The 12,269-nt window shown below is 49.8% G+C and carries 10 protein-coding genes, 2 rRNA genes and 3 pseudogenes (1 of these 15 cut by a window edge); 8 read left to right on the top strand and 7 right to left on the bottom strand.

What is annotated here, in order from left to right; genetic code table 11:
* From ONZ54_RS04110 to ONZ54_RS04125, 4 genes are all read left to right on the top strand, one after another.
* Positions 1 to 1,604 (top strand): 23S ribosomal RNA (locus tag ONZ54_RS04110); it begins 1,283 nt to the left of the window's first position.
* A gap of 121 nt (positions 1,605 to 1,725) precedes the next feature.
* Positions 1,726 to 1,840: ribosomal RNA gene (rrf, locus tag ONZ54_RS04115) — 5S ribosomal RNA — on the top strand.
* A gap of 278 nt (positions 1,841 to 2,118) precedes the next feature.
* Positions 2,119 to 2,751 (top strand): LysE family translocator, encoded by a 633-nt coding sequence (locus tag ONZ54_RS04120; protein WP_271787511.1) that lies wholly within the window; start codon positions 2,119 to 2,121, stop codon positions 2,749 to 2,751.
* A gap of 233 nt (positions 2,752 to 2,984) precedes the next feature.
* Positions 2,985 to 3,653, top strand: coding sequence for an Arm DNA-binding domain-containing protein (locus ONZ54_RS04125; protein WP_271787512.1), 669 nt, complete (start codon positions 2,985 to 2,987; stop codon positions 3,651 to 3,653).
* Here the strand turns inward: ONZ54_RS04125 and ONZ54_RS04130 are convergent.
* Positions 3,646 to 4,808, bottom strand: a protein-coding gene (locus tag ONZ54_RS04130) for an IS3-like element ISAs33 family transposase (protein ID WP_271787513.1) whose coding sequence is annotated in 2 segments (ribosomal slippage) — positions 3,646 to 4,553 and positions 4,553 to 4,808 — 1,164 coding nt in all. Because the reading frame shifts where the segments join, the coding sequence is not laid out codon by codon here. The two genes, ONZ54_RS04125 and ONZ54_RS04130, sit on opposite strands and share 8 nt — an antisense overlap.
* Before the next feature lie 51 nt (positions 4,809 to 4,859).
* Here ONZ54_RS04130 and ONZ54_RS04135 point away from each other — a divergent pair.
* The 3 genes and pseudogenes from ONZ54_RS04135 to ONZ54_RS04145 all read left to right on the top strand — a co-directional run bounded on the left by ONZ54_RS04135 (position 4,860) and on the right by ONZ54_RS04145 (position 6,560).
* Positions 4,860 to 5,444: a site-specific integrase gene (locus ONZ54_RS04135; RefSeq protein WP_271787514.1), complete on the top strand. Its 585-nt coding sequence runs from the start codon at positions 4,860 to 4,862 to the stop codon at positions 5,442 to 5,444.
* A gap of 227 nt (positions 5,445 to 5,671) precedes the next feature.
* A pseudogene (locus tag ONZ54_RS04140) lies at positions 5,672 to 5,977 on the top strand (helix-turn-helix domain-containing protein); the annotation flags it as partial.
* Positions 5,978 to 6,092: 115 nt separating this feature from the next.
* On the top strand, positions 6,093 to 6,560 hold the full coding sequence (locus tag ONZ54_RS04145) for a hypothetical protein (RefSeq protein ID WP_271787515.1): 468 nt from the start codon (positions 6,093 to 6,095) through the stop codon (positions 6,558 to 6,560).
* Here ONZ54_RS04145 and ONZ54_RS04150 read toward each other — a convergent pair.
* The 3 genes from ONZ54_RS04150 to ONZ54_RS04160 all read right to left on the bottom strand — a co-directional run bounded on the left by ONZ54_RS04150 (position 6,552) and on the right by ONZ54_RS04160 (position 7,926).
* Positions 6,552 to 6,785 (bottom strand): hypothetical protein, encoded by a 234-nt coding sequence (locus tag ONZ54_RS04150; protein ID WP_271787516.1) that lies wholly within the window; start codon positions 6,783 to 6,785, stop codon positions 6,552 to 6,554. The two genes, ONZ54_RS04145 and ONZ54_RS04150, sit on opposite strands and share 9 nt — an antisense overlap.
* A gap of 111 nt (positions 6,786 to 6,896) precedes the next feature.
* Positions 6,897 to 7,199, bottom strand: coding sequence for a hypothetical protein (locus ONZ54_RS04155; RefSeq protein ID WP_271787517.1), 303 nt, complete (start codon positions 7,197 to 7,199; stop codon positions 6,897 to 6,899).
* A gap of 28 nt (positions 7,200 to 7,227) precedes the next feature.
* Positions 7,228 to 7,926, bottom strand: a complete 699-nt coding sequence (locus ONZ54_RS04160) for an EAL domain-containing protein (protein WP_271787518.1) — start codon at positions 7,924 to 7,926, stop codon at positions 7,228 to 7,230.
* Between the two features lie 710 nt (positions 7,927 to 8,636).
* Between ONZ54_RS04160 and ONZ54_RS04165 the strand changes: the two are divergent.
* Positions 8,637 to 9,671, top strand: a pseudogene (locus ONZ54_RS04165) (IS481 family transposase).
* Between the two features lie 122 nt (positions 9,672 to 9,793).
* On the opposite strand, the gene ONZ54_RS04170 reads toward ONZ54_RS04165, so the two are convergent.
* The 3 genes and pseudogenes from ONZ54_RS04170 to ONZ54_RS04180 all read right to left on the bottom strand — a co-directional run bounded on the left by ONZ54_RS04170 (position 9,794) and on the right by ONZ54_RS04180 (position 12,105).
* Positions 9,794 to 10,528 (bottom strand): type 2 periplasmic-binding domain-containing protein, encoded by a 735-nt coding sequence (locus tag ONZ54_RS04170; RefSeq protein WP_271787519.1) that lies wholly within the window; start codon positions 10,526 to 10,528, stop codon positions 9,794 to 9,796.
* A 296-nt stretch (positions 10,529 to 10,824) separates the two neighbouring features.
* Positions 10,825 to 11,028, bottom strand: a pseudogene (locus ONZ54_RS04175) (integrase core domain-containing protein); the annotation flags it as partial.
* Between the two features lie 12 nt (positions 11,029 to 11,040).
* Positions 11,041 to 12,105 carry an IS110 family RNA-guided transposase gene (locus ONZ54_RS04180; protein ID WP_271787520.1) on the bottom strand — a complete coding sequence of 355 codons (1,065 nt, stop codon included), beginning with the start codon at positions 12,103 to 12,105 and terminating at the stop codon, positions 11,041 to 11,043.
* Positions 12,106 to 12,269 lie beyond the last annotated feature (164 nt).

Below are 12,269 nucleotides of genomic sequence, written 5' to 3' on the forward strand. Positions count from 1 at the left end.
GGAAGACCAAGGGTTCCTGTCCAACGTTAATCGGGGCAGGGTGAGTCGACCCCTAAGGTGAGGCCGAAAGGCGTAATCGATGGGAAGCAGGTTAATATTCCTGCACGACTTGTAATTGCGATGGGGGACGGAGAAGGCTAGGTGGGCCAGGCGACGGTTGTCCTGGTGAAAGTGCGTAGGTGGTGTTTCTAGGCAAATCCGGAGACACAACACTGAGACACGAGACGAAGCCACTACGGTGGTGAAGCCATTGATGCCCTGCTTCCAGGAAAAGCCTCTAAGCTTCAGATTACAAGTCATCGTACCCCAAACCGACACAGGTGGTCGGGTAGAGAATACCAAGGCGCTTGAGAGAACTCGGGTGAAGGAACTAGGCAAAATAGAACCGTAACTTCGGGAGAAGGTTCGCTCTTGACAGTGAAGTCCCTTGCGGATGGAGCAGTTGGGAGTCGCAGTGACCAGATGGCTGGGACTGTTTATCAAAAACACAGCACTCTGCAAACACGAAAGTGGACGTATAGGGTGTGACACCTGCCCGGTGCCGGAAGGTTAATTGATGGGGTTAGCGCAAGCGAAGCTCTTGATCGAAGCCCCGGTAAACGGCGGCCGTAACTATAACGGTCCTAAGGTAGCGAAATTCCTTGTCGGGTAAGTTCCGACCTGCACGAATGGTGTAACCATGGCCATGCTGTCTCCACCCGAGACTCAGTGAAATCGAATTCGCCGTGAAGATGCGGTGTACCCGCGGCTAGACGGAAAGACCCCGTGAACCTTTACTACAGCTTGGCACTGAACATTGAACCTACATGTGTAGGATAGGTGGGAGGCTTTGAAGGCGTGACGCCAGTTGCGCTGGAGCCGTCCTTGAAATACCACCCTTGTATGTTTGATGTTCTAACGCAGGGCCCTGAATCGGGCTCGCGGACAGTGCCTGGTGGGTAGTTTGACTGGGGCGGTCTCCTCCCAAAGAGTAACGGAGGAGCACGAAGGTTGGCTAATCCTGGTCGGACATCAGGAGGTTAGTGCAATGGCATAAGCCAGCTTAACTGCGAGACGGACAGGTCGAGCAGGTACGAAAGTAGGTCATAGTGATCCGGTGGTTCTGAATGGAAGGGCCATCGCTCAACGGATAAAAGGTACTCCGGGGATAACAGGCTGATACCGCCCAAGAGTTCATATCGACGGCGGTGTTTGGCACCTCGATGTCGGCTCATCACATCCTGGGGCTGAAGTCGGTCCCAAGGGTATGGCTGTTCGCCATTTAAAGTGGTACGCGAGCTGGGTTCAGAACGTCGTGAGACAGTTCGGTCCCTATCTGCCGTGGGCGTTGGATGATTGAAGGGAGTTGCTCCTAGTACGAGAGGACCGGAGTGAACGAACCTCTGGTGTTCGGGTTGTCACGCCAGTGGCACTGCCCGGTAGCTAAGTTCGGAATCGATAACCGCTGAAAGCATCTAAGCGGGAAGCGAGCCCTGAGATGAGTCATCCCTGACCCCTTGAGGGTCCTAAAGGGCCGTTGGAGACCACAACGTTGATAGGTGGGGTGTGTAAGCGCGGCGACGTGTTGAGCTAACCCATACTAATTACCCGTGAGGCTTAACCATACAACACCCAAGAAGTGTTCTAAGGCTTGTAGCAAATCGAAGAACTACTACCTAATTCAGTGATAACGAAGCCAACAGGCAAATCGTTATTCACGTCAGCTTTCTCAGATTGAAGAATTTGCCTGGCGGCCATAGCGCCGTGGAACCACCTGATCCCATGCCGAACTCAGAAGTGAAACGCGGTAGCGCCGATGGTAGTGTGGCATTCGCCATGCGAGAGTAGGACACTGCCAGGCACCCAACACGAAAAACCCCGCTCATCGAGCGGGGTTTTTTATTGCCTAAAATTTCCTTCCCACCGTTTTTTGCATTTCTGTACAAGGCATTGTCCAAATAATTCGCCTTCCCTTCGCGTTCAGTTTGATGATTTCCTCTTTTTATCCTCGGATCCCTATTTGGCCAAAGTCGTGATGCCTCGGCTATTCCCTCCGTTGATAATCACTATTGCTGCTACGGGGGATGACAAGAGACATGGGATCCATAGACTGTCTCTTTCACGAACAAGGAGCTGTGTATGTTGGGGATCCACGATCTGGCGTTGTTTATCGTATCTGGCTTGCTGTTGAACATGATGCCCGGGCCTGATTCTCTGCTCATCATGCTGCGCAGCGGCTCTCAGGGCTGGCGGGCGGGTTCCGTGGCTGCGCTGGGGATTGGGACGGGCACCATGGTGCATGTGCTGGCGGCTGCACTGGGGTTGTCTGCTTTGCTGAGCACCTCGGCTGAGCTGTTCACCGTCATCAAGTTGATGGGGACGCTCTATCTGGTCTACCTGGGGTTTTCCATGTTCTGGCAAGGGGCCAAGGCGCCTTCTGCTACCAACGTAGCTGTGCCCTTGCCTGTACTCTCCTATGGCCGGATCTTTCGGCAGGGGTTGCTGACCAATGTGCTCAATCCCAAGGTCGCGCTCTTCTTCCTCGCCTTTGTGCCCCAGTTTATCGCCCCGGATGCGCCACAGAAGGCGCTGGCCTTCATTCTGCTTGGCTGCATCTTCAACCTCAACGGCATGATCTGGTGCCACCTGCTGGCCTTCTCGACTGCCTATGCGAGCCGCAGGGTGAGCTTGCCTGCCCGGCTGGGGCGCTGGCTCAACCGTCTGATGGGGGGCTTGTTCGTGGGGCTGGGCATCAAGCTTGCCAGCGAGTAAATGGCAGCCATAGAAAAAGGCGTATCCCATTGCTGGAATACGCCTTCATCTGCACTGCAGCAGATCTGACCGAGATCAGTTCATGCCGTATTATCACACCACCTGTCTAATGCTGTTTGGTGTCGTCCATGACTTTAAGCTATCTATCTGATTTTTAACTTTAAATAATCCATTCCTGTCTAAAGCTATCTTAGGGTATATAAGACAGGTGTGGGTTCAAATGCGGGTTCAAAATGGCAATTTCAGATTCAAAACTCAAAGCAATGCTGCGTGGTCACGATGATGATACGCCCAGAAAGGTTGCGGACAGGGATGGGCTCTCTGTTCTGTGGAGGAATAGCGGAAAAGTCAGCTTCTTATACCGCTATCGAATTTTAGGTAAGGCAAAAAATCTGACTCTGGGCTCCTATACCGGCCAGGAGGGGGGGCTGTCGCTTTCCGAAGCAAGGAAAAAGGCGGCGCAATGTCGAGCTTGGTTGGAAGAGGGTTATGATCCCGCCTTGATGACGCGGATCGGGAAAGATGAAAGGCTTAAGGCTGTCACGGTTAAAGATGCACTCGAGTATTGGCTCTGCCATCACGCCGATAAGAAAAGGTCGAACAGTGAGAAGCATCGCCAGCAATTTGCGAAGTGGGTCTATTCCCGTATTGGAGATCTTCCTTTGTCAGATTGTGATACTCGTCACTGGTTGAGCGTCTTTGACGAGTACTCGAAGGTAGCGCCTGTGGCTAGTGGCTATTGTTTCCAAAACTGTAAGCATGCTCTGAAGTTTTGTCGTGTCAGACAGTTTGCAGTGAGTAATGCGTTGGATGACTTGACCGTCGCTGATGTTGGGCAAAAAGCAAGTAAGCGAGATAGGGTTCTGACTCTAGAAGAACTGCGAGGTGTAGTGGTCAACTAAATCCGGACACTTGGTTAGGCCGAGTCTCGGCTTTTGCTGGCGGCATCCCGTCATTGTGTTGATGTGGACGCCGCCAGTTGTAGTAATCCATCAGGTAATAACTGATATCCCGCGTTGCTTCCCGCAGGCTCATGTATCCCGTTGCCGGGAGCCACTCTGACTTCAGGCTTCTGAACAACCGCTCCATCGGGGCGTTATCCCAACAGTTGCCACGCCGACTCATGCTCTGGGTCATGCGATAGCGCCACAGTCGTTGCCGAAATGCCCTACTGCCATATTGGCTGCCTTGGTCGGAGTGAAACAACACACCAGAGGGGCAACTCCGCTGCTGATAGGCCATCTCCAGTGCTTTGATTGCCAGCTCTGCATCAGGCTTGTCAGACATTGCCCAGCCCACGACTCGGCGAGTATGGAGGTCAAGAACCACAGCTAGGTAATGCCAACGAGTACCTGCCCAGACGTAGGTGATATCGCCACACCACACTTGATTGGGTTGCGGAACATCAAATTCGCGGGCCAGCAGATTCGGAATATCCGGTCGTTCAGACCGTGCAACCTTATAACGATGTGTGCCCGGCTGTTTGGATGCCAACCCGGCTTCCTTCATCAGGTTACGGACTTTGAATCGGCCAATCTGATACCCCAACTCTCGCATCATCGACATCAAGGCACGGCTGCCTGCCGAGTCCCGGCTCGCTGTGAACAAGCGGCGCAACTCACTGCGCTGTTGCATGCGCTCACGGTTAATCACTCTCCTGCGAGCCAGATAATCGTAAAAACAGGATGTGGGAATATCGAAAGCGCAGCAGACCAAGGTGATGGGGGCTTGCTCCCTTAATCGGTCTATCAGCGCGTACGTGTGAACTCGTCCGCCATCAAGAGAGCAGTAGCCTTTTTTAGTATGTCCTTTTCACGTTCGAGCCGGTTGATACGGGCTTCCAGCTCCTGAATTTTCTGCTGCTCCGGAGTCAGTGCTTTGCTGATTGGGGTTGTGCCACTGCGTTCGGATTGCAGTTGCTGAACCCAGCGACGAAGCACGGTTTCACCGACATCCAGTGAACGGCTTGCTTCGGGAACAGAATACCCCTGGTCGAGCACCAGGGATGCGGCTTCGAGTTTGAATTCGGCAGTAAATGAGCGACGTAATCTTGTCATTGAACACCTCAGGTCATGGTGGCGACTGTACCACCTAAAATGGTGTCCGGGATGATTAGACCACTACAAACACTATGGAATTGGGCTGAGAAGCTAGGTCCATATTGCTACTATGGAAATTTGGCCAAGATTCTGTTGTCGTTTGGTGCAAGAACTCAAGAAGCTCGGCTATCAGCACCCGCAGAATGGAATCTAGTCGAAGGTACATGGACAGTACCTGCGTCCAACTCAAAAACAGGTAATAAAATCGTGAGACCAATACCTGATTTTATTCGGCCGACGATAGACGCTTTGCTGAAAGCTGCAGCCGCACAGTCATCCTCATACTTGCTAGGGGAGCTCAAGCGACCAGAAGCGGTAAGTCAGTGGGGAAGGGGGATTTGGAAACGGATCGGGCATAGCGCCCCTTGGACATGGCACGATCTGCGAAGGAGCTTGGCGACCCGCCTAAACGAGGCTGGGATTGCCCCCCATGTCGTGGAAAAAATTTTAGGGCATGCTCTACCTGGTGTAATGGCTCACTATGTTCATACGGTTCGGTTACCGGAACAAAAAATCGCTCTGGAGTTGTGGGGAGGGATTTTGAAACCATCAGAAAAACCGGCAGACAATATTGTGCATCTACAAGTGGGGTAGGGGAGTTACAGCTCTTTTCTTTAGTTCGATTTGTAGGCTGTGTCTATGGGGGTTACACCCAGAGTAACCCCCATTTATTTTTTACCTAGGTTGTACAGCTAGTGCCATCTTGCAGGCTGTGTATGGATATGGTATTCACCTGACAGTTGCCCACAAAAGGGAGTGGTCATACGGCTTCAAACCGGATAACAAAAAGGTACCCCTACCGTGTTATCTGGAGTCACCATATGACCACCAACGAGAAAGTAGCACGTCGCAAACTCAGCCTGCTAGAGCTCGCCAAAGAGCTCAATAACGTCAGCAAAGCCTGCAAGCTCATTGGCTACAGCCGTCAGCAGTTCTACGAAATTCGCCGTAATTACCAGTCCTATGGCGCCGAGGGCTTGCTCGACAAATTGCCTGGCTGTAAAGGGGCTCATCCCAACCAGGTCGCTCCCGAGATTGAGCAGGCCATCCTCGATTACTCCCTCACCAGGCCGACTCACGGCTCATTGCGGGTAGCTCAAGAGCTGGCGCTGCAAGGTGTCAACGTTGTTGAGCAGCGCGCAAAAATGACCAGGTTTCCGGTTTTTTCAGCGTCCAATTTTGACCACCCCGGAGTGTGTGCAACTATCCGATCTTTGGATCGGAGAACCTGGAGTGTTAATCATGGAAACCGTGTTGAAGATCCGGCGTCTGCATCAGGTGGACGGCCAGTCCATCAGCTCCATCGCTAAAGTCACAGGACTCTCTCGCAATACCGTTCGCAAGTACCTTCGCCAACCTCCCTCCGAACCGCCCAAGTACCGACGTCCACAACCGGCCAGACTTAAGCTCGGCGAATTCGAGCCGATACTGACCCAGTGGCTGGACCTCGATGCCAAGCGGTCCAAGCGACAACGCAGCTGTACCAGACAACTCTTCGAAGACCTACAACGCCTGGGCTACCAGGGTGCCTACGACAGCGTCCAGCGCTTCGTCCGTGACTATAAACAGCTGCCGGCCAAAGTGGCTGCCTTTGTACCCCTGACGTTCGCGGTTGGTGAGGCCTATCAGTTTGACTGGAGCGAGGAAGAGGTGGAGATCGGCGGTGTGGTGCAACGGGTCATAACACCTCCAATAGTTGCCTCATTTTAAGGCTGTGAGGTGTCTAGGGAACTGGGGGCGATTCATACCATGCTCATCTTTCATATCGTTACTAACATGGTCCTTTTCACTTACCTTGAAATAGATTTGTGAGAAGAATAGTAACTTTTCTTCAGGGGCATCAAGACTATTAATAATTGCAATAACATTCTGACATGTCATTGACATAAAAGATAGTATGGCAATTAGCGAAATACGTCTGAATAATGCGTGCATTGCTAACTCCTGTGAGGTTGAATGGTTATATACATACTATGTTCGAGTTATTCTTAGAATGGACAAGTAGTTATTGTTATGGCCTGATAATTAAAGTGACCCCAATGAAAATCAATGCAATACCTTAAAAATGGTTTTTACATCAATCTCATATCTTCTAATATTTTGAACGTACGGCATTAATGAGCGGTAGAGCACTCCAATTAGCGTTAATATTTCCAGGCCAAATACAAATACAAATACAAATACAAATACAAATACAAATACAATTGGAATGTCATGTATACTCCATTTCACATTGGTAGCACTCCAATTACCAAAGAAATTAAGTGCAAAACCGATCGCAATACCATTCGCTGTAATTAAACTAGCTCTGGCTTGATCGCTAATATACGCAGGATTATTAATTTCCAAAAATATTCACTTCCTTGATTTATGAATTTTAAATTGTATTCTTTAATCGAATATAACTCGATGACCATAGATAACCTTGCCCATATAGAGCATTTGTACACAATGCATGGCTTAAGTCACTCTTGGTTTCAATACCTTCAATAATGACCATTCCACATTTTGATTTAACATCATCAATTAGACTGGCTAATTGAGTATCATGCCTTTCACTCAGTTTCCAAAACTTATATTTATCGATTTTTATCGCTTGCCAAGGAATCGCAGAATTTATACTCTCGACAGAACTACAATCGTCTAGCCAGAAATCGATACCTGATTGCATCAATTTGGATATGTTGTCATGGAGTTCTTTCGGATAGATGGTTCCTTCTAGTTCTATACATAACTTTATTCGTGTGGACAAGAATTTCAGCTCCATTAATAAATCAGCCGAAAGCAAAGCGGATAATGGAATGTTTATGGTATAAAAGATATTTTCATTACTTAAGAATTTTCTTGCATTAGACAATTTGTTTAACCAAGAAATTTGATTTTCTAAAATTACTGAAAGGTTTTTACTGCTCATTTCTTTAAATAATCTCTCTCTAGATTTACTGCTATTATCCCCAACAGGTCTAGAGAGTAATTCATACCCCACTATAACCTCATTTTTTAAGTTCACTATTGGCTCCAGTCTTAACTTGAAACAGAAACCATCAACAATAAATCGATATGGGGGAAATTTCATTTTTATAGTCCGACACCATTGACAGCTAAGATAAGGGCATTTGATGCTACACAGTCGATACTAATCGAGTAATAACTACCAAATTTATTACTATGGGGGATAGATATTAATAATTTATCTGGAGAGAATTGATCTATTTTGAAAGTGATTTCAATACCATTCAAAGAGACGATATGATTTGATATTTTTCTGCGTGACATTGTCTGTATCTTTATCTTGCATTTTATTGTTAACCATAAAAATGGGGAGGAGGCCCTCACCTTAAAAGGACATGCTTGCACGAAATGTAAGGTGACTCACTTCCTTACAAAGAAAAATATCATAGAGACAATCTAAAAAATCAATAAAATAAAATAAAATATGTTTTAATGTTTTTTACTTTGATTATCTTGTTGTTTCGGCTTAAATGGTTGCGAGCTTAATTCTGAGCTCATATCAAACATGTATCTGCGTAGTGTGTTTATCCCGTGTGTTTATCCCGTTTGGGGGAGCGTTGCTCCCCCCTTTTTAAATATTACTATTCAGTATAAGGTTATTTAATATTCGGACTTAAGTTAAAACTGAATCGCCCCTAGTTCCCTAGACACCTTACTGTAGTGGTCTGTATGGAGATGGTATTCACCTGACAGTTGCCCACAAAATGGAGTGGTCATACGGCTTCAAACCGGATAACAAAACGGTACCCCTACCGTGTTATCTGGAGTCACCATATGACCACCAACGAGAAAGTAGCACGTCGCAAACTCAGCCTGCTAGAGCTCGCCAAAGAGCTCAATAACGTCAGCAAAGCCTGCAAGCTCATTGGCTACAGCCGTCAGCAGTTCTACGAAATTCGCCGTAATTACCAGACCTATGGCGCCGAGGGCTTGCTCGACAAATTGCCTGGCTGTAAAGGTGCGCACCCGAATCGGGTCGCCCCCGAGATTGAACAGGTCATCCTCGATTACTCCCTCACTAGGCCGACTCACGGCCCATGGCGGGTAGCTCAAGAGCTAGTGCTGCAAGGCATCAACGTCAGTGCGGGCGGTGTGCGTGGTGTGTGGTAACGTCACGATTTGCTCTCCAAACACGACCGCTTGCTGCGCCTCGAAAAAACCCACAGGGAACAAACGATTGAACTCAATGACGAGCAAATTCGCCTGCTCGAGCGTTTCAGCCCGGAGTTCCGCGAACGCCAGATAGAAGTCCACTACACCGGGGAACTGGTGGCGGTCGACACCTTCTTCGTCGGCGCGCTCAAGGGCGTGGGCAAGGTGTATCTACAAACCGTGCTGGACTGCTACAGCCGCCACGCTTGGGGCGGCTCTACACCAGCAAGCTGCCAATCACCTCTGTCCATGTGCTCAACGAAACGGTACTGCCATTCTTTGAAGCCCATGAGGCGCGGGTCTATACCATCCTGTCGGACGACGGGCGCGAGTTCTGCGGGTGCCCTGACCATCATCCCTACGTTCCTGCAACTGGAGGGGATTGAGCACCGGACCACCAAGGTGCGCAGGCCGCAGAGCAACGGCTTTATCGAGCGGCTGCACCGAGCCTTGCTGGATGAACACTTCCGTATCAAGGGGAGAACGACTTGGTATGAGTCGGTGGAGCAGATGCAGACAGACCTGGATAGCTACCTGGAACACTACAACATCCAGAGGCCATATCAGGGCAGGATGATGGAGGGTCAGACCCCCTACAGCATGTTCAAGAAGGGTCTGAAATTGATACCGAAGGAAGTGCGCACTAAAGTAGCGTAAACAAGACACCGGTTTGAGGCCGGTGTCAGGTGATAACTAGAGCTGTACAATTTCGGATACACTTTACTCTGCGCTCCATGGTAAGAAGGACGGAGGATTATACCGCTATCCTTGGCGTGGGCTCAGTATGCCAGTTCACTCCATTTATGATTGAAGTCACGAATAAGTATCTCCCCCACCTCGTTACGCGGAGTGACAAGATAAAAGGTGACATTCTGGCGAAACAGGGACAACCGGTATAAGGCTGTATAGTCCTCCTTGGATAGGCTCTTTTTAGAGGTATCATTAATGGGCACAAGGTCTACCTTGCCCTTTTTCAGCAGTTCCACACACTGCCTCAGACGGTTGGTAGTTCTGACTATTAGCCCTTGTTCGGTAATAACCCGCGCGATGACTTCAGAGAACCATCCCTTAGGTACGCAGGCTGTTTTTTGGTGCCAAGACAATGATTCCAGTATCTTCTTATCCGGAGTGGTGTACCAAGACTGGATATCGAAAGCGACGGGAGTACTGAACAGTAGGCGGTTACCCCGCTCGTTGGTCCAGGTAAAAGGGAACGCGGCGATGGCATTGCCAAGTTCAATGTTTTTAAGCCCTCTCGGCCATGGCTGATAAGAAACCTGTAGATCCGGGTAGCCGACCGCTCTCAAGACGGTGAGCACCTTGCTAGCTAGCTCGCCATTGTTTGCAAGTCCAGCAGATGAGTAGGGGGGCAACTCCCCGGTGATGATCACTTCCGCCCTGACGCAACCGGCCGAGAGAAGCAGCAGAAGGGCGGAAAGAGAAATTAGGGGGAACGGACCGGATGCAATCGCAACTGCACGATGAGTGACAAAAGGGACCAACTGATAACGCATGTTCATACCTGCTGAACTCACCATCATCTATTCCATTTGACAGCGTAGCGGTTTCACAGGGAAAAGCCAGATTCGATGTGCGCTGTATCCACTTGCGCAAAGGCAAGGAGAGTGCTTGCCGAAATTTCCGTCAGGTTGTTCATGCCTGATGGGCAACATTGCCATCTCAATGATTTTCTCGGGTATGCCACAGCCGCAGCACGTAGATGATCGAACTAAGAACCTCGTACTCACCAACCAAAATCTTCCTAACCTCGTGTGGCTCGATCTGGAACAGTTGATCTCCAATGTAGTGGTCAACTAAATCCGGACACTTGGTTAGGCCGAGTCTCGGCTTTTGCTGGCGGCATCCCGTCATTGTGTTGATGTGGACGCCGCCAGTTGTAGTAATCCATCAGGTAATAACTGATATCCCGCGTTGCTTTCCGCAGGCTCATGTATCCCGTTGCCGGGAGCCACTCTGACTTCAGGCTTCTGAACAACCGCTCCATCGGGGCATTGACGCTCCTATGTCAACAAGCTCGCGCTGAGTCAGCTAAATCGGCCAAGATCAAAGGGTAGAGTTCCCTGACGATATAGCGTTTCAAACAACGCTGGATCTCTTTCGAAGATAAGCCTTGGGCGCTACGTCGTGCGACGTAAGATTGGGTTTGTTGATCTCCCCGCATCCGGACCATTGCAATCGTCCATAACGCATTATTTGCGGCACGGTTACCACCTCGGTTTAAGCGATGTCGTACGGTCTTTCCCGAGGATGCGGGTAAAGGGTTAACCCCACCACAAAGTGCCGCAAGCGATGCTTCATTTCTTAACCGTTCAGGGTTATCGCCAGCAGTTGAAAGCAGCACCGCTGCGGTTTGAGGGCCGACGCCAAATTGCTCGCGCAGACGACGAGCATGTTGATGGGTCAAGGCATCCAACATGGCATCAAGTTTTTCAACTTCGTCTGCCAATAGCAGCCAACGCTTGGCCAGCAGACACAGGGTAGTCGTTAACGTATGCAGGAGTTCAGTGGTACCCAATGACCTAACTCGTGCGCATCCCTTTGCACAGTCAACGGGCTTGCTCTTCCAGAGCCGTTCACGAACATCCTGGGGGGCACTGACAAGCAATGTTCTGAGTTGATTCATTGCCTGCGTTTTGGCTTTGACGGCGCTGCGTCTGGCGACTGATACCACTCGCATCATTTCTGCCGCGCCTGACTGGGTCTTTGCTATCGCGGTAGCACTACCGGAAAGAACTGATCTCGCTGCACTTTCAGCATCGGTAGGATCCGATTTCCCCTGGAGCCTGCGTTTGGAGCGGTCAGAGCGATTAACTTCGAAGACTTCGATACCATGCTTGCGCAGTACACTGGCCAAGCCAGCACCATACGTGCCAGTGCCTTCAACGCCTGCTCTCTTCAAGCACCCGAAAGAGTTTGCCCAGGTCACGAGTCTCTCATATCCGCTGATATTGGTCGTGACCATCAAGCATCCCAGCTGGTGTCCTTGTGCATTAAGCAAAACCCCAACATGGGTATCCATATGGGTGTCTACACCAAGGATAACTTCAGCTTTGTTTCTGGAATTGTTCATGGCTCATTCCTCCAAGGAATCTGCACTACCAACCCCATACGCAGGACAGGACACTCAAGATGCAGCACAAGGCTCCTATTAGGTCACAGACGCTGGGCCCGGCAATGCCAGGGAACATCAGCATCCAATCGACAGGTCAACGCAAAGGCATTATGTTCGCCAAT

Source organism: Aeromonas salmonicida, assembly GCF_028355655.1.
Classification (GTDB): Bacteria; Pseudomonadota; Gammaproteobacteria; order Enterobacterales; family Aeromonadaceae; genus Aeromonas; species Aeromonas salmonicida.